14 protein-coding genes and 1 pseudogene are annotated in these 24098 nt (G+C 73.6%); 4 read left to right on the forward strand and 11 right to left on the reverse strand.

Annotated features, from left to right (window positions below):
* Positions 1–226 precede the first annotated feature (226 nt).
* Entirely contained in the window at positions 227–4171 is a 3945-nt protein-coding gene (gene eccCa / locus C1708_RS10075; protein ID WP_106412342.1) for a type VII secretion protein EccCa, read from the forward strand.
* A 215-nt stretch (positions 4172–4386) separates the two neighbouring features.
* Here eccCa and C1708_RS10080 read toward each other — a convergent pair whose 3' ends face one another.
* Entirely contained in the window at positions 4387–5631 is a 1245-nt protein-coding gene (locus C1708_RS10080) for a S8 family serine peptidase (RefSeq protein WP_241911215.1), read from the reverse strand.
* 73 nt (positions 5632–5704) lie between these two features.
* Between C1708_RS10080 and C1708_RS10085 the strand changes: the two genes are divergently transcribed.
* Positions 5705–9028, forward strand: coding sequence for a right-handed parallel beta-helix repeat-containing protein (locus C1708_RS10085; RefSeq protein WP_106412344.1), 3324 nt, complete (start codon positions 5705–5707; stop codon positions 9026–9028).
* 50 nt (positions 9029–9078) lie between these two features.
* Here the strand turns inward: C1708_RS10085 and C1708_RS10090 are convergent, their stop codons facing one another.
* From C1708_RS10090 to C1708_RS10105, 4 genes are all read right to left on the reverse strand, one after another.
* A complete protein-coding gene (locus tag C1708_RS10090; protein WP_106412345.1) occupies positions 9079–10350 on the reverse strand; it encodes a hypothetical protein in 1272 nt (423 codons plus the stop codon).
* 61 nt (positions 10351–10411) lie between these two features.
* The gene (locus tag C1708_RS10095; protein WP_106412346.1) at positions 10412–13786 is read right to left on the reverse strand and encodes a hypothetical protein; all 3375 of its coding nucleotides are present in this window, start codon (positions 13784–13786) and stop codon (positions 10412–10414) included.
* On the reverse strand, positions 13783–14442 hold the full coding sequence (locus tag C1708_RS10100) for a type VII secretion system-associated protein (protein ID WP_106412347.1): 660 nt from the start codon (positions 14440–14442) through the stop codon (positions 13783–13785). Before C1708_RS10100 ends, C1708_RS10095 begins: the two co-directional genes overlap by 4 nt.
* 8 nt (positions 14443–14450) lie before the next feature.
* Positions 14451–15533: a sugar-binding transcriptional regulator gene (locus C1708_RS10105; protein WP_157951261.1), complete on the reverse strand. Its 1083-nt coding sequence runs from the start codon at positions 15531–15533 to the stop codon at positions 14451–14453.
* 225 nt (positions 15534–15758) lie between these two features.
* Here C1708_RS10105 and C1708_RS10110 point away from each other — a divergent pair, with 225 nt between their 5' ends.
* Positions 15759–16316: a glycoside hydrolase family 25 protein gene (locus C1708_RS10110; protein ID WP_106412349.1), complete on the forward strand. Its 558-nt coding sequence runs from the start codon at positions 15759–15761 to the stop codon at positions 16314–16316.
* Positions 16317–16340: 24 nt separating this feature from the next.
* Here the strand turns inward: C1708_RS10110 and C1708_RS10115 are convergent, their stop codons facing one another.
* The 5 genes from C1708_RS10115 to C1708_RS10135 all read right to left on the reverse strand — a co-directional run bounded on the left by C1708_RS10115 (position 16341) and on the right by C1708_RS10135 (position 21000).
* A complete protein-coding gene (locus tag C1708_RS10115) occupies positions 16341–16553 on the reverse strand; it encodes an EF-hand domain-containing protein (RefSeq protein ID WP_106412350.1) in 213 nt (70 codons plus the stop codon).
* A 71-nt stretch (positions 16554–16624) separates the two neighbouring features.
* Positions 16625–17128, reverse strand: coding sequence for an ATP-binding protein (locus tag C1708_RS10120; protein WP_241911216.1), 504 nt, complete (start codon positions 17126–17128; stop codon positions 16625–16627).
* A gap of 283 nt (positions 17129–17411) precedes the next feature.
* The gene (locus C1708_RS10125; protein WP_106412352.1) at positions 17412–18179 is read right to left on the reverse strand and encodes an enoyl-CoA hydratase/isomerase family protein; all 768 of its coding nucleotides are present in this window, start codon (positions 18177–18179) and stop codon (positions 17412–17414) included.
* Between the two features lie 198 nt (positions 18180–18377).
* Positions 18378–19622, reverse strand: coding sequence for a L,D-transpeptidase (locus C1708_RS10130; protein WP_241911217.1), 1245 nt, complete (start codon positions 19620–19622; stop codon positions 18378–18380).
* Between the two features lie 151 nt (positions 19623–19773).
* Positions 19774–21000, reverse strand: a complete 1227-nt coding sequence (locus C1708_RS10135; protein WP_106412353.1) for a L,D-transpeptidase — start codon at positions 20998–21000, stop codon at positions 19774–19776.
* Positions 21001–21186: 186 nt separating this feature from the next.
* On the opposite strand from C1708_RS10135, the gene glgX reads away from it, so the two are divergent.
* Positions 21187–23439: a glycogen debranching protein GlgX gene (gene glgX, locus C1708_RS10140; RefSeq protein ID WP_106412354.1), complete on the forward strand. Its 2253-nt coding sequence runs from the start codon at positions 21187–21189 to the stop codon at positions 23437–23439.
* 118 nt (positions 23440–23557) lie between these two features.
* On the opposite strand, the pseudogene C1708_RS10145 reads toward glgX, so the two are convergent.
* Positions 23558–23914, reverse strand: a pseudogene (locus tag C1708_RS10145) (ATP-binding cassette domain-containing protein); the annotation flags it as partial.
* Between the last annotated feature and the right edge of the window lie 184 nt (positions 23915–24098).

Here is a 24098-nt window from a genome sequence, read left to right on the forward strand (position 1 = left end):
GCAACACCACTGAGGAGTTCAGCGTCACGGAACCCCACGGCAATTTTGCCGCAGCCGGGGCGCGGGACTCTGACTCATTACGAAAAACCCGCGACACACCCGCGACGCACCCGATACCCGCGACACACCCGCGACGTTCCCGCGGAATTCCTTCCGAAATCGTTGAGGAGGACGTTCGTTGAGCGTGATCCTGTTCCGCAGGCCGGCCCGGCGCAAAGGCCCGGAAATGCCGTCTGGGGAACTGAGTCTTCAGGAGCCGCCGACCCTTCCGGAGGTGGTACCGGACAGTTCCGCGGTCTGGACGTATCTGCCGATGGCGCTGATGTCGGTCTCCATGATGCTGATGTTCATGCGGCCGGGCATGAGCCGGGATAGCGGTGGATTCATCTACCTGGCGCTCGGTGTGATGGTGGTCGCGTCGGCGGGCATGATGCTCGGTCAGGTCATGCGGCGCAACGGCGAGCGCAAGCAGCGGATGAAGGGCGAGCGCCGTGACTATCTGCGGTATCTGCGGCAGACCCGGCGTGTGGTGCGGGCCTCGATCGTCGAGCAGCAGCGCTCCCTGGCCTGGCGCCACCCCGAGCCCGACGCGCTGTCGTCGCTGGTGCGCAGCACCCGTCTGTGGGAACGCCGGTCGACCGACGACGACTTCGCGGAGGTCCGGATGGGGGTCGGCGACCAGCGTCTGGCGATGAAGCTGACGCCGCTGTCGACCAAGCCCGTGGAGGACCTGGAGCCGCTGTCGGCGCACGCGCTGCGCAGCTTCACCAAGGCCTACTCCACGGTGCGGGACCAGCCCATCGCGATCTATCTGCGCGCCTGGTCGAAGGTGCTGTTCCGCGGGGACGAGGAACGGATACGGGCCCAGGTGCGGGCCCTGCTCGCACAGTTGGCGGTGTTCCACTCCCCCGACGACCTGTGGATCGCGCTGTGTGTGTCGGACGAGCGGCGCTCCGAGTGGGAGTGGGCGAAGTGGCTGCCGCACAGTCTGCACCGGCACGACGAGGACGGTGCCGGACCGGTCCGCATGATCGCGTCGGCCTTCACCGAACTGGAGAACCTGCTCGGTGCCGAGTTCCTGGAGCGGCCGGGCGCCGACCCCGACGCGGTCCCGGGACGCGAGGAGCCGTACACGGTCGTGGTGATCGACGGCTGCACGGTGCCGGCGGGGCACCGCTTCGACGGACCCGGGTTCCGCAACGCGGTGGTGCTCGACCTCACCGGGGCGCTCGCGTGGAAGCCGGGGCGGACCACGCTGCGCCTGGAGGTGGGCGAGGACGGTGTCGCGCTGGTGCGCACCGACCGCGACCGCAAGGAGCAGTCGACCGTGCTCGGCAGGCCCGACCGGCTGGGCACGGTGGGGGCGCAGGCGCTGGCCCGGCTGCTCGCTCCGTACCGGATGAGTGTGGGCGGCAGCGAATCCAAGCCCCTCGCCCACGACGTCGAGCTGACCTCGCTGCTGAACATCCCCGATCTGCACCGTCACGAGCCGGCCACCCTCTGGGAGCGGTCGACGGGCAGCGCCCGGCTCCGGGTGCCGATCGCGGTGAGCGGTGACGGCAGGCCCGTGGAGCTGGACATCAAGGAGTCCGCGCAGGGCGGTACGGGACCGCACGGCATGCTCATCGGCGCCACCGGCTCCGGCAAGAGCGAACTGCTGCGCACCCTGGTGCTGGCGCTGGCGCTGACCAACTCCTCCGAGACGCTGAACTTCGTCCTCGTCGACTTCAAGGGCGGCGCCACCTTCCTCGGCCTCGACGAACTGCCGCACACCTCGGCGGTGATCACGAACCTCGCCGACGAGGTGTCGCTGGTCGCCCGTATGCAGGACGCGCTGCACGGGGAACTGATCCGGCGGCAGGAGCTGCTGCGCGCGGCCGGGAACTACACCTCGGCGCTGGAGTACGAGAAGGCCCGCGCGGCCGGTACGCCGTTGCAGCCGCTGCCCAGCCTGTTCGTGGTGGTCGACGAGTTCAGCGAACTGCTGGCCTCGCACCGCGACTTCATGGAGCTGTTCGTGATGATCGGCCGGCTCGGGCGCAGCCTCGGGGTCCATCTGCTGCTGGCCTCGCAGCGGCTGGACGAGGGCCGCATGCACCAGCTGGAGAGCCATCTGTCGTACCGGATCGGCCTGCGGACGTTCTCCGCGATGGAGAGCCGCGGCGTGCTGGGCGTGCCGGACGCGTACGAGCTGCCCGCGCAGCCGGGCGCCGGGTTCCTCAAGAGCGGTGTCGACGCGCTCACCCGGTTCCAGGCCGCGTACGTCTCGGGCCCCTACCAGCGGCGCCGGGCCGTCGTGCAGGCGCAGGTGGCCCGTCAGGTGGTGCCGTGGACGGCGGAGTGGGTGGTGCCGCGCGCGCCCGCGGACCCGGACCTGGCGGGGGCGCCCGACGAGGAGGAGCCGGAAGCCGGGGGCGACGACGGGGAGAACGGGGAGACGCTGCTGTCGGTGGCGCTGGACCGGCTGCGCGGCGCGGGGCCGCCCGCCCACCAGGTGTGGCTTCCCCCGCTGGACCGGCCGACGACCCTGGACCAGATCCTGCCCCCGCTGTCCCCCGATCCGCGGTACGGCCTGACCACGGCCGACTGGCCGCTGCGGGGACGGCTGACCGTGCCGGTGGGTGTCGTGGACCGTCCCTTCGACCAGCTGCGTGATCTGCTGACGGTGGACCTGTCGGCGGCCGGAGGCCATGTGGCCATCGCCGGCGGCCCGCAGAGCGGCAAGAGCACCCTGCTGAGGACCCTGATCACCGCTCTGGCGCTCACCCACACCCCGCGCGAGGTGCAGTTCTACTGCCTGGACTTCGGTGGCGGCACCCTCGCCTCACTCGACGGGCTGCCGCACGTGAGCGGGGTCGCCGCCCGGGTGGACACCGAGCGGGTGGGCCGTACGATCGCGGAGGTCACCACGCTGCTCGCCGGGCGGGAGCGGTTCTTCCTGGAGCACGGCATCGACTCCATGGCCACGTACCGCAAGCGGCGCGCGGCGGGCGAGTTCCCCGACGAGCCGCACGGGGACGTCTTCCTGGTCATCGACGGCTGGTCCACCGTGCGCCAGGACTTCGACCGGCACATCCCCACGTTCAACGCGCTGGCCTCCCGCGGACTCAACTACGGGGTGCATCTGCTGATCACCACCGCCCGCTGGATAGAGCTGTCGTCCTCGGTGCGCGACCAGACCGGGACCCGGCTGGAGCTGCGGATGGGGGATCCGATGGACTCCCAGATCGACTCCCGCAAGGCGGCGACGATTCCGCGCAGCGCGGGGCGGGGGCTGACCCCCGACAAGCTGCACTACCTGTCGGCGCTGCCGCGTCTCGACGGGGTCGAGGACGCCGACGACCTCGCGGACGGAGTGGCGGGGCTGGTCGCCGCGGTCGACGAGAGCTGGCCGGGTCCGCGGGCTCCCCGGGTGCGGATGCTGCCGGCGAGCCTGCCGGCCGAGGAACTGCCGGAGCCGGAGGGCGACCTGGGCCTGCGGATCGCGCTCGGACTGGACGAGAACGAACTGGCGCCGGTGTGGCACGACTTCACCGAGAACCCGCATCTGATCGTGGTGGGCGACACCGAGAGCGGGAAGACGAATCTGCTGCGGCTGGTCGCCCGGGGCATCACCGAGCGGTTCACGCCCGCCGAGGCCCGGATCATGACGGTGGACTACCGGCGGGAGCTGGTGGAGAGCGTGCCCCAGCCCTACCGGCTGGGACACGCGGTGTCCCTGGACATGCTGCGGGAACTGGTGGACGGCGCGGCCCGGGCGGTCAAGCAGCGGGTTCCGGGGGAGGACATCGCCCCGTCGCGGATGCGGCTGTGCGACTGGTGGCAGGGGCCCCGGCTGTTCATCCTGGTCGACGACTACGACATGGTGGGCAGCGGTCCCATGGCGCATCCGTTCGCCCCGCTGATGGATCATCTGGCGCTGGGCCACGAGGTGGGACTGCACCTGGTGGTGGCGCGGTCCGCGGCGGGCGCCGGGCGCGGGCTGAACGAGGCGTTGCTGCGCAGGATGCAGGAGGTCAACACGCCCGGGCTGCTGATGTCGTGTCCGCCGAGCGAGGGGTATCTCTTCGGCAGTGTGAAGGGGCGGGAGCTGATTCCGGGGCGGGCGATACGGATCGCCCGGCGCAAGACACTGCAGATTCAGACGGCGCTGGTGAAGGACGCGCCGTGAGACACCCGTGCCCTCTCCTCGCCCGTCCCCCGGTTGTCCGTCCCCCGGCGGGAGGGCCGCTTTGGCCCTCCGCCGGGGGGCCGGCGTGCGCCGCCGGTCCGGTACGGGGAGCCCGGGGCCGGGGCGGGCCGGGGGGTGCGGGTGCGGTCCGGCGCCCGCGGAACGCCGTCGCGCTCGCGGAACGCGACGGCGTGCGGGTGGCTGGGGAAGGGAGGTCAGTCCGGGGCGGGAGCGGTGCGGGGGTGCCGGTGCGGGGGGCGCCAGTTCCGGGCGCGGCCCCGGGGGATCACCACGGCCATCGCGGCGAGCAGGAGCACCGCCGTCAGGCCCACCGCCGCGACGGTCAGGGAACGGGTGCGGGGCGCCGGGTCGGCCGGGGGCGGCAGCCGCGCGGGGGCGGGGGCCGACGCCGCCTCCCCTCCTCCGTCCTGGACCAGGGACAGGGCGGCGTACGGGTCGAGGCGGGGGGTGTCCGACGGGTACGCGGTGTCGAGCAGCCGGCGGGCGACCTCCGGCGCGGACAGTTCCGGGTGGTAGGCGCGTACGAGCGCGGCGGCGCCCGCGACGCCCGCCGCGGCCAGCGAGGCACCGGAACCGATGTAGTGGCCGGGGCCCCCGGGACCGACGCTGACCATGTCGCCGCCGGGCGCGGACAGGTCGGGCTCGTGGGCGGGCGGCGCGTTCTCCTGCCGTACGCCGGCGGGGCCGAAGTCGACGACGGCCAGCGCGCCCGGTGCGGCGGCCGGCCAGTACGGGCCCTCGGGCATCTCGCCGTCCGGCCCCAGTTCCTCGCGGGGCACGGCGTCCGGGGCGGCCGGGGCGACGACCAGCGCGCCGCGGCGCGTGGCGTAGGCGACCGCGTCGGTGAGTTCGGCCTTGCCGGTACGCAGGGCCTGACCGACGTAGACGACCTGCGCGCCCTGGTCCGCCGCCGTGCGGATGCCGAGGGCGACGCGTTCCGGCGAGGGGACTCCCCGGTCGTCGGTGCCCGACAGGGCGAGGATCTCGGCCTGCGGGGCGACCCCGGTGATGCCGCTGCCCTTCTCCGGCGCCGCGGCGATGAGCCCGGCGGCGAACGTGCCGTGGCCCACGCAGTCCTCGTCCGCTCCGCCGACGGCCGTCACCCGGCCGGACAGGCTGGGGACGCCGGTGGCGACACCGGTGTCGACCACCGCGACGGTCACTCCGTCGCCGCGGGAGATCCGCTGGGCCCGGGACAGCCCGAGCGCCGTCTGGGACCACGCCGCTCCGGTGGCCGTCCGCTTCGAGGCCCCCGTGCACGGGTTGTCCTCGCCGAGCCGGACGGGCAGTGGGGGCAGCAGTGTGGTCCCCGGATCGTCGGCACCGGACTCTGCCGGGGGGGTGGTCGGGGCGGCGAGGGCCGGCCCGCCGCCGGCCGGCAGGGCGACGGCGATCGTCAGTACGACACCCATGCACCGCCACTTCATGACATTCCGCATATCTCGCATGATATGCACAGGACAGGCACGGCGCACAACGCCAACGACACAGCGGCACAAGGAGGTTCGAGGCGTGGCACGGCACATACTCACGGTCAGCCCGGAACGGTCGGACGGCTTCCAGACGATCGGTGAGGCACTGGCCCAGGCCCGCACCGGGGCGGTGATCCGGGTCCGTCCCGGCCGCTACGCCGAGAACCTCGTCATCCGGCACCGGGTGACGATCGTCGGCGAGGGCGAGCCGGGCACCGTCGAACTCTGCCCGCGGGACGGCACCGCCGTGACCCTCATGGCCGACGCCGTGATGCTCAGCGCCCTCACCATCCGGGGACGCGACAAGGAAGCCGCGGTCGTGGACGTACCGGCCGGGCAGGCCGCTCTGGACGGATGCACGGTGACCGGTTCCGGATGGACGGCCCTGCTGGTCCGCGGCAAGGGCTCGCTGGCCGCCCGCGGCTGCCGGATCAGCAACCCGGGCGGCGCCGGCCTCGTCGACTCGTCGGAGAGCGAGAGCGTCGTCGAGGACTGCACGTTCGAGAACTTCGGCACCTCCGCCGTGGTCATCGGCGAGACGGCCGGGCCCCTCGTCCGCGACTGCCGCATCCGCGGCGCGCGGGCCAACGGCGTCCTCGCGAACGGCGAGGCCCGGGGCACCGTGGAGGGCTGTGACATCTCCGGCACCGACAAACCCGCCATCGCCCTGGAGGGGCACAGCTCGACCCGGGTGCTGCGCTGCACCGTCCACCACACGGCCGTGGGCCTGCTGGTGACCAGCATGTCCCGCCCGGAGATCGAGGAGACGTCGTTCGAGTCGATCTCGCAGACCGGCGTGGTCCTCTCCGGCGGGACCGACCCGCTGCTGAACCGCTGCGTCACCCGGCGCACGAAGAACAACGGACTGCTCGTCATGGACCGTTCGCGCGGGATCCTGGAGGGCTGCGCCTTCCACGGCTCGACCGAGGCGGCCGTGCGGGTCGTCGAGGGCGGCGCCCCGATGCTGCGGGACACCGTGGTGAGCGACTGCGCCGACACCGCCGGGGCGGTGCAGCTCGCGGACGACTCCACGGCCGAGTTCGACCGTCTGGAGGTCCTGGACGCGGCCGGCGTGGGCATCTCGGTGCGCTCAGCCGCCAACCCCCTGCTGCGCCGCACCCGGGTCACCGGCGCGGGCGGCCACGGAATCGAGTTCACCGACGACGCCCGCGGCCGGCTGGAGCACTGCGAGGTCGAGTCCGCCGGCGGCTGCGCGGTGAGCATCGACGACGACTCCGATCCCGAGATCGGCGACACCGTACTGAGCTCCGCCGCCCGCTCGGGTCTCCTCGTCGGTGAACGCGGCCGCGGCACCCTGCGGGACTGTGTGATCAACGACAGCTCCGATGCGGGTGTCAGCGTGCGGGACGGCGCGGAGATCAGCCTGGAGCGGGTCCGGGTGAACGGCTCGAAGGCACACGGCGTCCAGGTGTCGCGCGGCGGCCGGGCCGCCCTCAACGCCTGTGAGATCACGGGCAGTACGGGCGACGGCGTACGGATCGACAGCGCCGAACCGGTCGACGTAACCCGGTGCGTCGTACGCGACAACCGGGGTGCGGGGCTGCGGCAGAGCCGCGCGAGCGAGCGGCTCACGGTCGAGCTGCTGACCAGCGCGGACAACGGACTGCCGGACAGCTGGGGCGAGTCGGCCGAAACGGCCGGCGAGGGCGGCGCCCCGGGCGGGCCCGGCAAGGAACCGGAGCCCGAGGGCCCGCTGGCCGAACTGAACGCGCTCATCGGCCTGGAGAACGTCAAGCACCAGGTGAACACGCTGGTCAACCTGAACCAGCTCGCGGAGCGCCGGCGCCGGCTCGGCATGCCGGTCCCGTCGATGAGCCGGCACCTGATCTTCGCGGGGCCGCCCGGCACCGGCAAGACCACCGTCGCCCGCCTCTACGGCAGCATCCTCGCCGACCTGGGCGTGCTCAGGAGCGGACACCTGGTCGAGGTCGCCCGCGCCGATCTCGTCGCGCAGGTCATCGGCGGTACGGCCATCAAGACCACCGAGGCGTTCAACAGCGCCCTGGGCGGGGTGCTGTTCATCGACGAGGCCTACACGCTCACCGTCGAGGGGACGTCCAACGACTTCGGCCGCGAGGCCGTCGACACCCTGCTGAAGCTGATGGAGGACCACCGCGACGACGTGGTCGTGGTGGCGGCCGGCTACTCCGAGCAGATGGAGTCGTTCCTGTCCGCCAACCCGGGGCTCGCCTCCCGCTTCACCCGCACCATCGAGTTCGACAACTACGCGGTGGAGGAGCTGGTGACGATCACCGAGAGCCTCTGCCACCGCCACCAGTTCGAACTCGGGCCGCTGACCCGGGAGGCCCTCGCCGTGCGCTTCGAGCAGATGACGCGCGACGCGACCTTCGGCAACGGCCGCGCGGCCCGCGGCGTGTTCGAGGACATGGTGGACCGGCAGGCGTTCCGACTCGCGGCCATGACCGACCCGGCGGAGAACGACCTGACGCTGCTGTTGCCGCAGGACGTCGGCGACGCGGAGGCGGCGGCCGTCGGCGGGACGGCGCAGGACACCGACGACGCGTCCGACCCGATGGCCGAACTCACCGCCATGGTGGGGCTCGCCGCCGTGAAGCGGGAGGTCGCCGACCTGGTCAGTCTGCTGACCAACGCCCGGCAGCGGATCGCCGCGGGGCTGCCCGCCCCCCGGATCAGCAACCACCTGGTCTTCAGCGGGCCGCCCGGCACGGGCAAGACCACCGTCGCCCGGCTGTACGCGAAGCTCCTGCACTCGCTGGGGGTGCTCCCCCGCGACTCCCTGGTGGAGGTGGCGCGGGCGGACCTGGTGGGCCAGTACGTCGGCCACACCGCCCAGCGCACCAAGGAGGTCTTCACCAGCGCGCTGGGCGGGGTGCTCTTCATCGACGAGGCCTACACCCTGACCCCCGAGGGATCGTCCAACGACTTCGGCCGCGAGGCCGTCGACACCCTGCTGAAGCTGATGGAGGACCACCGCGACGAGATCGTGGTCGTCGTCGCCGGGTACACCGAGGAGATGAGGCGCTTCCTCGATTCCAACCCCGGTCTGACGTCCCGGTTCTCCAAGTTCGTGAAGTTCGAGGACTACAGCACGGACGAGCTGGTCACCATCGTGTCCCGGCACGCCGCCTCCTCCGGGTACGAGTGCCCCCCCGCCACCCTGGAGGCCCTGCGCGCCCATGTGGACGCCCTTCCGCGCGACCGGTCCTTCGGCAACGCGCGGCTGGCCCGGCAGCTGCTGGAGACGATGATGACGAGCCAGGCCCGCCGGCTGGGCGGCCTGAGCTCGCCCAGTCTCGCCGACCTCACGACGCTGCTGCCGGAGGACCTGCCGCCGGCCCGGCGGCGGGAGGCCGCCCTGTGACGTGCTGAAGGCGGACGCCCGCCGGTCGCGGTGCCGGCGGGCGGTTCGGATCACACCGTGAGCCTGATCGCTTCGATCCACAAGTTGTTGTCGTGGGTGCCGACGTAGGTGAAGTCGTAGCCGGTCCCGGGTTCGTCGCAGGCCAGGCCGAGCCAGGTGTCGTCGTGGACGTAGGAGGTCTGGCAGACGGTGCCGGCGCCGAGGTCGACGCTGATGCTGAACCCCAGCATGTGCGGAGCGCCTTTCTCGGTGCTGCCGACGTAGTGGTCGACGCCGTCGGCGACACTTGTCCACTTGTCGGCGTAGTGCCCTGTGCCGTCGGTCGACGCGGGGTTGTGGGTGAAGGCGCCACCGGATGTGCCGTTGGTTCCGGACACGGCGATGTTGGCGGCCGTGAGCGTTCCCGAGCCCGGGGTGCCCGCCACGGCCCCGTCGCACGCCACGTCGCTCCAGCCCCGGCCCGCCGCGTGGACCCGGTAGCAGATGTGCCGGCCGGGATCCGAGGCGGCCAGCTGCTGGACGGCGTAGGCGGCGGTGTTCGGCGGGAGCTTGGGGGCGGCGGGCTGCTTCTGGGTCTTCCGCGCCTTCTGCTCCCCCTGAGGCTTCGCGGAGGACGTCTGCACCGGCGGCTCGGACTGCTTCTTGACGTCGGGGCTCGACTTGGCGGACGGCTTCCTGGTCGAGGGAGCCGGTGTGGGCGTGGCCGGGGCGTACTGGCCCTTCGGTACCTCCAGGGAGTCCTCGGCGAGGAGTGTGCCGGAGCCGGCGGCTGTCTTCACGTCGTCCTTCTTCTGCCGCGAGTCGTCCGTGGCCCAGATCAGCAGCGGCACGGCGAGGAGGACGACGCCCGCGATGCCGGCGGCGGCGAGCAGGGGCTTCTTCGGGTTCCCGAACCGCGGCCCGTCCGCACCGGCAGCGGCAGCGGCGGTTCCACCCGCCCCGGCGGCCTCGTCGGCTGCGGCGGCCCGGACGGTGGTGGCCGGCTCGGCGGCGCTCTCGCTCCCCGCTTCCGGCCGCTCCTGCGAGGCGGACGCGGTGACCGTCGTGGCGGGTTCCCCGGTGGCGGGCTGCTCGGGGGCGGCCTCGCTCTCGGAGGCGCCGGGGGCGTTGGGGGTCTCGGGGGTTTCCGGGGCCGGCTGTGCCGTCCCCGCCTCCTCGGCGCCGCCCTCGGCGGGCTCCGGTGCGGCCGTACGCCGTGCGGCCGGTGCCAGCATCGGGCCGGGGTCGGCCGCCGCCGGCCCGAGGGAGACGGCCCTGCGGACGGACGAGCCGCCCGTGCCGTCGGGCCCGTCGGAAGCGGGCGGCTTCTTCTGACTTGTCATCGTTCTCCTCGGTCTGTGTGGACTGTGGGGTGACGGATGGTCGTGGGCGCGACCCCGCTCGTTATCCGTCCTGACCCACGGGCCCGGAACAGCGTTCCGGCCACTGCGGGTCGTCACCGGTGCGGAAGCCCTTGGCCAGCGCCTCCTCGAGGTGCGTGAGGGCCTTGAGGTCCAGCCCGCTCAGTTCCTCCGACCCGTCCATGTAGGCGGTCGCGTTCCCGGGGAGCTCACGCAGCAGGACGACGGAGGGGCCCGCGGGCTCGGTCCGTACCCCCAGCACCCGGAAGCCGGTCCCCGGCACGAAGACGATCTCCTCGTACGTCTCCGGGGAGCCGCCCGGACGGTCGAGCAGTTGCCGTACCTTGCGTCCGGTGACGGACCAGATCGCGTAGCGCACGGGGGCCCCGGCGGGGAGCGCCGAGGATCCGGCCAGGGCGCTGACCGGGGCGGGGTCGTGCAGCAGCGTGCCGACCGCCGGCCCGGGGCCGTCGGCGTCCCCGCCGCGCAGGGCCACGCCCCGGTAGGAGGGCAGCCGGCGCAGAGCGGACGCCAGACAGCCGCCGTAGGGCAGCAGGCGCCCCTCGCCGGTGTGCAGGTCCCGGATCAGCTCGCGGTGGTGCAGGGGCCCTTCCTCGGCGGTGAGGTAGGCGTGCGCGGCGATGAGATCGGCCCGCGCCGCCTCCAGTTCGTGACCGCGCAGGGCGGGCATCCGGGTGAGCACCCGTGACACGGCGGCGGCGTGCACCTCCCAGGCCCCGGCCGCGGCCTCCCGGAACGCGGCACGCTCGGCGGCCCCGCTGACGTGCCCGGGTACGAACGGAAGGGCGACACGGTTCGGGGCGGGCGCCTCACCGCTCCGCCCCCGCGGTCCCGGCACCGCCCCGGCACGCACGGCCCGGCCGCCGTCCGGCCCCGGACCGCCCCCCTCGGCGGCGGTGCGCCCCGCCCCGCCGACGGCACCGTCGGCTCCGGGGCGCGCCCCGGCCGGGGAAGCGGACCGAGGCCCCACGGCCTCCGGGCCCGCCCCGCCGTCCGGCGACGCGGCGGCCCCGGGAGCCCTCTGCCCGCTCCCGGCGGCGGCACCGGCCTCCGGAGACGCGGCGGTCGCGGGTCCTTCGGCGGGCCGCCCCTCCGGACGGGACTCCGAGGACGCTTCGGGCACGGCGGACACGGTGGGCACGGATGCCCCGGGCTCCGCTTCCCCGGGTTCGGTGGCCTCCGTATCCACTTCGGACTTCCCTCCGGCCGGAGGGGAGGCCGGTGACGGAACGGACCCGCCCTCCCGAAGGGATCCCGGAGGCACGGATCCCCCGGCACCGGCGGCCGGCCGGTCGGGGACGTCCGTGTCCACCCGGGCATCCGTGTCCACCCGGGCATCCGGGGACGCGGCATCCGGGGGCACCCGCACCCCGGGCCCGGCGGCCTGCGGATCGACGGCGGCCGTACCGCCGGGGCGGGCAACCCGGCCTCCGGGCCCGGCGGCCGACGGACCGCTCACAGCCGCACCGGGCCGACGGACCGCCCCGGCGCCGGGCCCGGTGGCCGGAGGGGCAGAGGCCGTACCGGACCCGCCATCCCGCGGACCGGCACCGGCCCCACCGGCCCCGCGCCCCGCCCCACCGGCAGGCACTGCAGGAACCACACCCGGTCCACGGCCCGCCCCACCGGACACCGAAGCCTCACCGGACCCGCCATCCCGCAGGCCGGCACCGGCCCCACCGGCCCCGCGCCCCGCCCCACCGGCAGGCACTGCAGGAACCACACCCGGTCCACGGCCCGCCCCGGTGGCGGGCAGGGCGGCCGCTGTGCCGGAACCGTGGGACACGGTCGGCAGCACCCGACCGGGCTCGGCGGCCGACGGGCCGCCGGTGCCCGTGCCGGGTCCGGCCGCGGGCGACGCGGTGGCCGGGCCGGGCCCCCGGGCCGTCCGCCCGGGCGGTGGGACACGGCCGGGCTCCGCGGCCGTCCCCGGCCGGCCGGTCACCGTGCCCGGGTACGAGGGCCGGGCGGTGGTGACGTAGCGGATGTTCGGTATGCCGTGTTCGGCGGCCAGGCGGCGCAGAGCGCCGTCGCCCGCCAGGAGCCTGCCGCGGACCAGCAGGGTGGTGCGCGACCGGACGTCGGTTCCGAGGCCGCGCACGAGGCGGGACAGCGCGGGCAGCAGGGAGTCGTCCAACGGCTGGCCGGGCATGCCCAGTTCGATGGCGCACACCTCGGGGTCGACGGGCGGTCCGAGCGGTCCCGGGCGGGGGCCGCCCGGCGTCCACAGGGCGAGGCCGGCCCGGGTCACCGTCGCCTGCCAGCGGTCCGTCAGCCGTACCGTCCCCCGCTCACCGCCGCCGAGGATCCAGTCGGGCGGGTGGATCTCCACCGGCCTGGGGACGGGAGCCCGCCCCTCGGAGTCGACCGGACCGCAGACCACGGACGACACGAACGGCCGCCAGCTCGGCCTGCCGTCCAGCCCGACCAGCGTCGGCCGGGGAGGCGTTCCGGGCGGCGCGTGGTCGTCGAGCAGCGGCAGGCCGGTGAGCACCTCCACCTCGGCGCCCAGCAGGTCGGCGACCGACTGCCCGAGCCGCAGCAGGTCACGCCGGCCGCCGGGCGCGATCCGGGTGCGGGCGCGCTCCGCCTCCGGCAGCCCGCTGAGGACGGCGGCGACCTCGTCGGCGGCGACGTCCTCCGCCTGCGGGGCGCCGACCAGCACCGTCAGCCGCTCGAAGTCGACGGGTACGGAGAAGCACAGGTCGTCGGGGGCGGGTCCGGGCGCCTCGGCCGGGCGGATCACCACGCCCGCCGGGACACGGTCCACGACGCAGCCGCCGGCCGTGCGCACGGGCACCCCGTCCAGCGCCTCCTCCCAGACGGGCGCCGGGGCGCGCCGGCCCGCCTTCCGCGGCTCCGCGCCGGGCGCGAACCGCCACCACGCGCGTCCGGGACCGGAGTCGCCGTGGACGAAGAGCGCTCCCCCGGGCGTGATCAGGACGGCCCCGTCCGGGGCCGTCACCTCCAGTTCCCAGGCGTCCGCGATCCTGCGGGCGACGCTGGGCCGGTCCGGCCGGTCGTCACCGGCGCCGGACATCACGAGCCGGACCCGTTCGGTGCCCCGCGCGCGGAGGGAGTCGAGGAGCGTGCCCAGCCGTGCCCAGTGGTCGGCGTCGGGCCCCCCGCCCCCGGCGGCGGAGCCCACGATCACCGTGACGACGTCCTCCTCCCGCCCGACGGCGCCCGCCACCTCGGCCACGACGTCCAGCGGGAACGAGTCGTCCTCGACCGAGCGCACCAGCAGCACGCCGTCGACGTCCTCGACCGGCGGGCCGCCGACGCCCCGGTTCCCGGTGCCGTTCGCACCGCCGGCCGGGCTCGCCGTGCCGCGGCGGCCCGCGCCGGAGCCGGACCGGCGTCCCCGGCCCGGCATCACGGACGACCAGCGGCTCACGCGTCCGTCCCCCGGACCGGGTGAACGGCCTCGGTCAGCACCCGCGCGGTGCGGTCCACGGGCGCGGCGGCGGGGGCCCGCTCCTGCGCACCGCCTTGGACCGCGTCGCGTACGGCGTCGGGATCCAGCAGCATGCTCACCGCGGCCGAGGGGTTCAGGTACAGCACGTGTCCCTCGGGGACGCGCGTCAAGAGCTCGTCGACGCCGACGAGTTCGAAGGCGAAACGCCCCGACGTGTGCAGGAACACCGACGAGGTGAACAGCGGCACGACCGGCGTCCCGTCCGGCGCCGCCGCACTCAGCAGACCGCCGCCCGGCGCCGTCAGCACGGCGACTTCCCTCCCCGCCAGCGCCGCCGGCACCGCCTCGCCGGGCCCGTAGCCGGTCGACGCGAGCTGGATGGCGCGGTCCACCTCGTCCTCCGGCTCGGGCCAGCCGAGCGCGCGCGGGGACGGCCGGTACTCGGGGTTGTCCTCCCACTCGACGATCTCACCGTCGAGGCCGGACCGCCACCGGCCGGTCATCGCCCACTCCGGCGGTTTCCCCTCCCCGGACCACATCGGGTCGACCACCCCCAGCCAGTGGTCCGGGGCGAGGCGGCCCGCCTCGCGGATGTCGTCCGGAACGGGCGGGAGCGCCTCGTCCTGCTGGTTCATCGCTGTCCTCACTCGGTGGATCGGGACGACGGTGCGGTCCGTGCCGGGTCGTCCAGGGCATCCGGGTCGTCCAGGGCGTCCGGGTCGTCCAGGGCGTCCGGGTCGTCGCGCCAGAGGAGGCGGCGCGCGGTGGTGGCGTCCGTGACGACTCCGGTGAGCAGTCCGGACCTCAGTGCGGCGCGGACCGCCCCGGCGCCGCGTCCTCCGGCCGTGACGCCGATCAGCTCCGCGACGCCGCGGAGTTCGGCGACGCTGACGGCGATCGTGCGGGCGTTCAGCTCGGTGGGGATCACCCGGCCGGTGGCGTCCAGGACGTGGCCGGCCACCTCGGCGCACGCTCCCGCCTCCCGGAGCGTCTCCCGCTCCCGCTCGGACAGGGCGTCGTACACCGCGGAGTGCGGGGCGTCCCACGCCGCGATGCCGACGACGGCCTTGGTGACCAGACCGAACCGGTCCAGCGTCTCGGCGGTGGCGGGCTGGCTGCGCAGGACGGCGGCCGTCGCCGCGTCGGGCAGCAGGAACGGGGTGTGGAGGGGGAACGCCCTGCCCCCGCCCGCCGCTGCCGTACGGCGGACCGCGGTGATCGCGGCGTCATGGGCGAGGTCCCGCCCGTGCACCCCGGTCAGCTGGACCACGTCGCACAGCGGCAGCCGGGTGACCGCCTCGCTGAGCGCGTCCACCGCGTGGCTGCCGTCCAGCCCGAGGACGTCGCCCTCCTCGGCGATCTCCGAGACCAGCCGGGCCGCCGCCGTGCCGAGCCAGCGCCCGCTCTGCCACTGGTCCGCCGACGCCGCCGTACCGCTCTCACCGCGGCCCAGGTTGACGACGATGCCGTGCCGGAGACCGAACCGCTCGGTCAGTGCCCGTCCGAGCGGGACGTCGATCTCGGCCGGGACGGTGATGTCGATCCGCACGATGTCGTGGGCCACGGCCGCGTCGAGGAGGCGGGCCACCTTGAACCGGCTGATGCCGAACTCCTTGGCGATCTCCACCTTCGACCGCTGCTCCAGGTAGAAGCGCCGGGCGACGGCGGCGGCGAGGAGCGTGTCGATCGGCGCGGGTAACGCCGCCGCCTCAGCCGGTTCGGCCATGTCGTCTCTCCGCGCTCTCATCGTTCGTCAACTCACACTACTTCCCCGGCTAGTTCATCCGTGCGAAGTGATCAAAACATAACGGAGAAGTGATATTGAAGTGACACCTGAGACGTCAGTGACCGCCGAAACCGAACTTTCCACGTCCCGAACGGGTCGCCCGCACCAGGGCGGGGAAGAAATCATTCCGACTCCCCTCCCTCCACCAGCACCTCAGGGAGCCCCATGCTGCGCGGCATCGACGTGAGTGCGTACCAGTCGTCCTCGTACGACACCGACGGCCTGTCCTTCGTCTTCATCAAGGCGACGGAGGGCCGTTCGTACACCAACCCCAGGCTCTCGGCCCAGACGGAGAGGGCCCGTGAAGCCGGTCTGGTCGTCGGCTTCTACCACTTCCTCTGGCCGGGCAACCTCACGGCCCAGGCGGAGTACTTCGTGCGCAAGGCCCCGGAGAGACAGGGGGACGTCCTCGCGGTCGACTGGGAGACGACGGGCGAGGGAACGCACGCGAGCAACGCGGAGAAGGACCGCTTCATCCGGAAGGTGAAGGAGCTGCGCCCCGACAACAGGGTCATCCTGTATTGCAATCGGAATTTCTGGCTGAATGTCGACACCACGTCCCACGCGGGCGACGGCCTCTGGATCGCCGACTACGTCACCGCCGGGAAGCCCCGCATCCAGGCGGAGTGGCGCTTCCACCAGTACACCGACGACCCGCTGGACAAGAACGTCGCGGACTTCCCCAGCAGGCCGGCGCTGAAGGAGTGGGCCGAGGGCGCCTGACCCCGGCCCGCTCCGGGACCACGCCTACTTGTCCAGGTGCGCCCAGAACTCGTCGAAGGACAGCAGCTTGTCGCCGTCGAGGTCCCGCGACGCGATGACGGCCTCGGCGACCGTCTCGGTGACGTTCCAGTCGCCGCCCTGGGCCAGCGCGGTCTTGAACTCGGCAGCGGTGATGAACCCGTCCCCGTTCGTGTCGATCCGCTCGAACTGCTTCCGTGCTTCCTCGATGTCCGCCACCGGTCCGCCCCTCGTTCATTTCGTACGTGTACTGACGCGGGCCAGATTATCCGGCCCGGGAGCGCCGCTGATCAGCGGTCCGCCACGCGCATCTCGAACCAGGTGGTCTTGCCGTGGGAGAGGAGGTCGACGCCCCAGCGGTCGGCGAGTTCGTCGACGAGGAAGAGGCCGCGGCCGCTGACGTCCGTCTCCTGCACCGGCATCAGGCACGGCAGGGCGCGGGACGGGTCGCGGACCTCGACGCGGATCCAGCCCCGGCGGTGCCGCATGCTCAGGCCGAAGGCGCGGGCCCCGGTGTGGCGTACGGCGTTGCCGACCAGCTCCGAAACCAGCAGCACGGCGTCCTCGGTGAGCTTGGGGGGCAGGCCCCACCGGCGCAGGATGACGATCTGGACGAGCCGGCGGGCGAGGGCGGCGGACTCGGGGCGGGACGGGAGCGGAACTTCACCCTCCGTGGGGTCGCCGTACAACTCCAGTGCCTGTACGGCACGTTCGTCCTCGACCGTCGGCGACCAGCGCGACGCGGTGGCGCGCCCGTCTCCCCGCGGCTGTTCCATGCCCTCCAGCCCCGCCATGCCCTCATCATGGCCGCACACCGGGGCGGCAGGGGCCGTTCCGAGGGAATACGCCCCCCGTGCGCCCCCAGTCCGCCGCGATCCTCCGGTGTATGCCAAAGACATGCCAATGGCTCCGAAAGCCTGCTCGACCTGCGGCAGCGATTCACGCTCGGGCAATCGACGGGCCCCCTCGACGGAAACGGCTTAAGGGTGCGTCAAGGCTCCCATAATGCGCACCGCCGGGGGGCCGGATCGGGCATGACGTCACCTGCGATTCCGGTGTGGGGGTTTCACCCGCTCGTCACAGGAACTTCGCCTTGCCGGGGCCTTCCTCCACGAAGCTGCGCATGCCCCGCTCGCGGTCCTCCGTGGCGAACAGACCCGCGAACCAGTTGCGTTCCACCGCGAGTCCGGTGTCGATGTCCGTCTCCAGCCCGGTGTCGACCGACTCCTTGGCCGCCCGCAGCGCGATCGCCGGCCCTTGTGCCAGCTTCGCGGCCCAGGCGTGGGCCTGGGCGTAGACCTCGTCGGCGGGGACCACACGGTCCACCAGGCCGAGGGACAGCGCCTCGTCGGCCCGCACCTGACGGCCGGTGAAGATCAGGTCCTTGGCCTTGGACGGGCCGATCAGCCGGGCCAGCCGCTGGGTGCCGCCCGCGCCCGGGATCAGGCCGAGCAGGATCTCGGGCTGGCCGAGCTTGGCGTTCTCCCCGGCGATGCGGTAGTCGGCGCACAGGGCGAGCTCGCAGCCCCCGCCCAGCGCGTATCCGGTGACGGCGGCCACGACCGGCTTGGGGATGCGGGCGACGGCGGTGAAGGAGTCCTGGAGGGCGCGGGCGCGCAGGACCATCGCCGTGTGGTCCATGGCCTGCATCTCCTTGATGTCCGCGCCCGCCGCGAACACCTTCTCGCCGCCGTGGATCACCACGGCGCGCACGTCCTCGCGGCGCGTGGCCTCCTCGGCGAGCTCCTTCAGACGGTCCTGCGTGGCGACGTCCAGCGCGTTCATGGGCGGGCGGTCCAGGCGCAGCGTGCCGACGCCCTCGGCGACTTCGAGATGTACGGTCATGGCAGCAGGTTAACGGTGACTAACGGCTGGCGAGCCGGCGCCGTGGCTCACACCCGTGCCGGGGGTCCGGGGGTCGCCCCCGGGCAAGCACAGCACGGTGACCAACGGCTGGCGAGCCGGCGCCGTGGCTCGCGCCCGCAGGGGTACGACAACGGCCCCGGTGCGGACACCGGGGCCGTGGGCCGGGAAGCGGGCGTCCTACGCCTTCCACTTCTCCCAGGACATGTTCCAGCCGTTGAGGCCGTTGTCCGGGGCGATCACGGCGTCGTCGGAGTTCTTCACCTCGACCACGTCACCGATCAGCGAGTTGTCGAAGAACCAGGCCCCCGGGGCCTTCTTGTCCCAGCCGCCCTGCACGTCGCGCAGACCGATGCAGCCGTGGCTGGCGTTGCGGTTGCCGAAGGCGTCGCCGCCCCAGTAGTTGCCGTGGATGAAGGTGCCGGAGGTGGACAGGCGCATGGCGTGCGGGACGTCCTCGATGTCGTACTCGCCGGCGTAGCCGACCGTCTCGCCGTTCATGCGGGTGACCTTCAGCTTCTCGCTGATGACCATCTTGCCGTTCCAGGTCTCGTAGCCCGGGGCTCCGGTGGTGACCGGGATCTTCTTGATCACCTTGCCGTCGCGGATCACCTTCATGGTGTGCTTCTTGGCGTCGACCACGGAGATCTGGCTGCGGCCGACGGTGAAGGAGACCGTCTTGGCCTGCTCACCGTAGACGCCGTCGCGGCCCTCGACGCCGTCGAGGTCGAGGTCGACGGTGACCTTGGTGCCGGCCTTCCAGTACTTCTCGGGGCGGAAGTCGAGGCGGTCGTTGCCGAACCAGTGGCCCTCGACCTCGACGGCCGGCTCGGTGGTGATGCGGATGGCCTTCTCGACGTCCTCGGGGTGGGTGATGCCCCGGGTGAAGCGGAGGGAGAAGGGCATTCCGACGCCGACGGTGGAGCCGTCCTCGGGGGTGAAGTGCCCGAGGAAGGTCTTCTTCGGCGTCAGGGTGGTGAAGCGGGAGTCCTGCGAGGTGGCGCGGCCCTCGGCGTCCTCGGCGACCGCGTGCACCGTGTAGGTGGTGGAGGCGGCCAGGTGGGTGGACGGCGTCCAGGAGGCGCCGTCCCTGGATATCGCGCCCTCGACGGCCTCGCCCTCGGCGTTCTTGACGACGACCTCGGTGAGCTTGCCCCGGGCGGCCGTCACCTTCAGCTCGCCGCTGGTCCCGACCGACGTGGCGCCGTCGCGCGGGGCGATGGCGACCACGGCCTCGGACTGCGTGCTGCGCGCCGCCGTGGAGTCCTTGCCCTTGCCCTTGCCGTCGCCCGGGCCTGAGGCCGGCTCCGATCCCCCGCCGCCGCAGGCGGTGACCGCCAGCATCACCCCGAGTGCCAGCGCCGCGAACTTCCTGCCGCCGCGCCGCGCGCCCACCGGCGCCCCCGATATCGGCCCCACGTTCACTTGTTTCTCCCCTCGGCGGGTCTGACCGGACCCGGCCCCCCAGTGCGCCTCTCGCGCACACCGCGCATGGTAACCACAGGCCAGGGGCGTGGAAGACGGCGGTTCCGTCACCGTTCCGTTCCAAGTTCACGGCCCGCCGAGGGCGGTACGGTCAGCGGCGGTTCACCGCGCTGCCCGCCTTCCACTCCTTCCAGTCCATGTTCCAGCCGCCGAGGCCGTTGTCCGGCGCGACCGTGCGGTCCTCGCTGTTGACCACCTCGACGACGTCGCCGATCAGGCTGCGGTCGAAGAACCAGCCCGCCGGGGTGTCCGCGCTGCCGCCCTTCACGTCGCGCAGGCCGACGCAGCCGTGGCTGACGTTGCCGCTTCCGAACACCTCGGGCGCCGCCCAGTAGTTGCCGTGCAGGAAGGTGCCGGAGCTGGTCAGCCGGATGGCGTGCGGGACGTCGGGGATGTCGTACTCGCCGCCGAAGCCGACCGTGCGGCTGTTCATGCGGGTGACCTCGAGCATCTCGGTGATCACCATTTTGCCGTTGTACGTGGGCGTCCTGGCCGCGCCCGCCGTGACCGGCACGGTGGCGAGCAGTTCCCCGTCCCGGCGGACCCGCATGGTGTGGGCGGCGGCGTCGACCACGGACACCTGGCTGCGGCCGACGGTGAAGGTGAAGGTGCGGCGCTGCAGGCCGTAGACGCCGGGCGCGCCCTCGACGTCGCGCAGGTCCAGGTCGACGGTGACCTCGGTGCCGGGCTTCCAGTAGTGCTCGGGGCGGAAGTCGAGCCGGGTGCCGCCGAACCAGTGGGGCCGGATCTCGACGGCGGGCCGTGCGGTGACCCGGACCGCGCGTTCCACGGCCGCGCGGCGGGTGATCTTCCGGTTGAACTCCAGGGAGACGATCATCCCGGTGCCGACGGTGGAGCGGTCCTCGGGGGCGACGTAGCCGATGAAGCGTTCCTCCGGGACGTGCGTGGTGAAGGTGGTGCGCCGGGCAGAGCGGCGTCCCTCGCCGTCGACGGCGACGGCGTCGACCGTGTACTTCGCGGCGAGCGCCAGCCGTTCGTCGTCCGGCTTCCAGGTGCGCCCGTCGCCGGAGACGCGACCCGGGACGGGCGACTCGCGCGCGTCCTGCGACACGACCGCCCTCACCGACTCCAGCCGGCCCTCCGCCACCCGCACCCGCAGGTGCTCGCCGGGGCGGACGCCGGTGCTGCCGTCGCGTGGGGACACCTGGACGACGTCCCCGCGCCCCGGCGGCCCGAACACCCCCGGAACGGGACCCTCCGGGCTGCACCCGGCCGTCGCGGCCAGCAGTCCTGTCCCTGTCACCACGACGGCCAGCGCGGCCCTCGCGCGCCGTGCGCGCCCTTGTACGTGCCTCACGCGGTACCCAACGACGGGCGCCGCCTCCGGGAAACGACCATGCCGCCCCTCGGGGAAACGTGAGTGCGAGGCGCGCTCTGGGCAGAACTGTGGGAGGACGACGCACCGGGGAGCCGCGGCCGGAGCCGCACGGGCCGTGGCTCCCCTGTCCGCCGTCGTCCCCCACGAGCCGCGGGAGGCTGACAGGTGTCCAGCGCAGCCGAGCAGGAGGCGGTGGCCGGAGAGCGGGCCACCGGGGACGGGCGTCCGGCCGTCGTCGTGAACGGCGCACGGCCGGCGCGGCCCGCGCCCACGGTGCCCGTCCGGCCGGGCCGGCCGACGCCGCTGGGCGCCCGGTTCCGCACCGGCCCGGACGGGGTGGCGGGGACCAACTTCGCGCTCTGGGCGGGCGGGGCGGAGGGGGTGGAGCTGTGCCTGTTCGACGAGCACGGCCGGGAGAGCCGGGCCCGGCTGACCGAGCTGACGCACGGCATCTGGCACGGCTTCGTGCCGGGGGTGCTGCCCGGGCAGCGGTACGGCTACCGGGTGCACGGCCGCTGGGACCCGTGGACCGGCGGGCGCTGGAACCCGGCGAAGCTGCTGCTCGACCCGTACGCCCGGGCCGTCGACGGCGACTTCGTGCTGCCGCCCGAGGTGTACGGGCACGTCCGCGACTGGCCGGAGCAGCATGTCGCGGACACCGTGCGCGACGACCGGGACTCGGCGCCGTTCGTGCCGAAGGGCGTGGTCGTCCACGACGACGACGACTGGGCGGACGACCGGCGGCCGAAGACGCCGTGGGCCGACTCGGTCATCTACGAGCTGCACGTGCGCGGCTTCACCATGCGCCACCCGGACGTCCCGGAGGAGCTGCGCGGCACCTACGCCGGGCTGGCGCACCCGGCGGCGATCGAGCACCTGGTGCGACTGGGGGTGACGGCGGTCGAGCTGCTGCCGGTGCACCAGTTCGCGCACGAGGACCACCTGCTGCGCCGGGGCCTGCGCAACTACTGGGGTTACAACTCCATCGGCTACTTCGCCCCGCACGCCGCCTACGCGGCCTCGGGGACGGCCGGGCAGCAGGTCGGCGAGTTCAAGCGGATGGTGCGGGCACTGCACGCGGCCGGCATCGAGGTGATCCTCGACGTCGTCTACAACCACACCGCCGAGGCGGGCGAGCTGGGCCCCACGCTGTCGCTGAAGGGCGTCGACAACCGCGGCTACTACCGCCTCCAGCCGGACGCCCGCCGCTACGCCGACTACACCGGCTGCGGCAACACCCTGCACGTGGTGCAGCCGCACGTGCTGCGGCTGATCACGGACTCGCTGCGCTACTGGGTGACGGAGATGGGCGTCGACGGCTTCCGCTTCGACCTGGCGGCGGCGCTGGCCCGTTCCATGCACGACGTGGACATGCTGTCGCCGTTCCTCGCGGTGATCGCGCAGGACCCGGTGCTGCGCCGGGTGAAGCTGATAGCGGAGCCGTGGGACGTCGGCTCCGGCGGCTACCAGGTGGGTGCCTTCCCTCCCCTGTGGACGGAGTGGAACGACCGCTACCGGGACGCGGTGCGGGACTTCTGGCGGCACGCGCTGCCGGACGTGCGGGAGATGGGCTACCGGCTGTCCGGGTCCAGCGACCTGTACGCCTGGGGCGGGCGGCGGCCGTACGCCTCGGTCAACTTCGTCACCGCGCACGACGGTTTCACCCTGCGCGACCTGGTGTCGTACGACCGCAAGCACAACGAGGCCAACGGGGAGGGGAACCGCGACGGCACGGACGACAACCGGTCGTGGAACTGCGGCGCGGAGGGCGAGACGGACGACGGGGACGTGCGCGCCCTGCGGCGGCGGCAGCTGCGGAACCTGCTGACGACGCTGCTGCTGTCGACGGGCGTGCCGATGCTGGTGGCCGGCGACGAGATGGGCCGCACCCAGCGCGGCAACAACAACGCCTACTGCCAGGACAGCGAGATCGGCTGGGTGGACTGGAGCCTGCGGGACGACCCGGAGTGGCGGCCGCTGTTCGCGCTGGCCTCGCGGCTGATCGCGCTGCGCCACCGGCACCCGGTGCTGCGCCGCCGCTCGTTCTTCTCCGGCCGGGCGCACTCCGCGGACGGGCTGCGGGACCTGGCCTGGTTCACCCCGCACGGCCGGGAGATGACCGAGGGCGACTGGTACGCGCCGGCCGCCACGCTCGGCATGTACCTCTCCGGCCGGGACATCCCGGGACGCGACGAGCAGGGCGTGCCGGTGCTCGACGACAGCTTCCTGGCCGTCCTGCACGCGGGCGCGGACCCGGTCGGCTTCCTGCTGCCGGGGCCGCCGTGGGCCGAGCGGTACGAGGTGGTCGTCGACACCTCACGGGAGGAGCAGGACCGGGCGCCCGGCGTGGTGCACCGCGCGGGGGCGCCGGTCACCGTGCCGGGGCGGTCGGTGCTGCTGCTGCGGGTGCTGCCCTGACGTCCGGCGTGCGCAGGCGCGCGGTCAGCCGAGGATGCCCCGGTCGTACGCCGTCGCCGCGGCCGCCGCCCGGTCCTTGGCGCCCAGCTCGGCGAAGATGTGCGTCAGACGTGTCTCGGAGACCCGGCCGTTCGGCGAGCGGGCGCCGGCCGGCGGGGCGGGGGTGGAAGGAGGCGCGGAGCTCCGGGGTCTCGCGGACGGTCGGCTCGGGCTGGAGTCCGCTCTGCTGGAGCTGCGCGCCGAGGATGCGGGTGACCTCCTCGTGGTCGGCGACGGGGCCGAGTCCGGCGGCCCGGACCCGCCCGGCGTCGGGGACGCGCAGGCCTTCCCCGCACTCCACGGTGGTGGTCCTGCCGGCGTCGCTGGGGCCGTGGATGCCGGAGATCCCGCCCTCGTCGACGGAGAAGGACACCCCGTCGGCGGCGGGCCGGCCGCCGTAGGCCTTGCGCAGGTCGGTGACGTCGATGACGGACATGACGGCCGGTGTTCCGGCGGGCGCGGTGCGCGGACACCGGCCGTCGCGCTCGACCGCGCATCGTCCGATCGGCCGATGGAGTGGTACGGCTCCCCGGTCCGCGGCGCCCGTTCACCGGGGCACGGCCGCCCGGCGGCGCAGGTCGTAGGTCCCGGGACCGAGGCGGACCGGGCCGGAATTCGGT

It is taken from the genome of Streptomyces sp. DH-12 (genome assembly GCF_002899455.1).
Taxonomy (GTDB): domain Bacteria; phylum Actinomycetota; class Actinomycetes; order Streptomycetales; family Streptomycetaceae; genus Streptomyces.

Coding starts and splice junctions, on each gene's coding strand:
- eccCa (WP_106412342.1), top strand. CDS start 227: ATGCCGTCTGGGGAACTGAGTCTTCAGGAGCCGCCGACCCTTCCGGAG.
- C1708_RS10080 (WP_241911215.1), bottom strand. CDS start 5,631: ATGCGGAATGTCATGAAGTGGCGGTGCATGGGTGTCGTACTGACGATC.
- C1708_RS10090 (WP_106412345.1), bottom strand. CDS start 10,350: ATGACAAGTCAGAAGAAGCCGCCCGCTTCCGACGGGCCCGACGGCACG.
- C1708_RS10100 (WP_106412347.1), bottom strand. CDS start 14,442: ATGAACCAGCAGGACGAGGCGCTCCCGCCCGTTCCGGACGACATCCGC.
- C1708_RS10105 (WP_157951261.1), bottom strand. CDS start 15,533: ATGGCCGAACCGGCTGAGGCGGCGGCGTTACCCGCGCCGATCGACACG.
- C1708_RS10110 (WP_106412349.1), top strand. CDS start 15,759: ATGCTGCGCGGCATCGACGTGAGTGCGTACCAGTCGTCCTCGTACGAC.
- C1708_RS10120 (WP_241911216.1), bottom strand. CDS start 17,128: ATGGCGGGGCTGGAGGGCATGGAACAGCCGCGGGGAGACGGGCGCGCC.
- C1708_RS10125 (WP_106412352.1), bottom strand. CDS start 18,179: ATGACCGTACATCTCGAAGTCGCCGAGGGCGTCGGCACGCTGCGCCTG.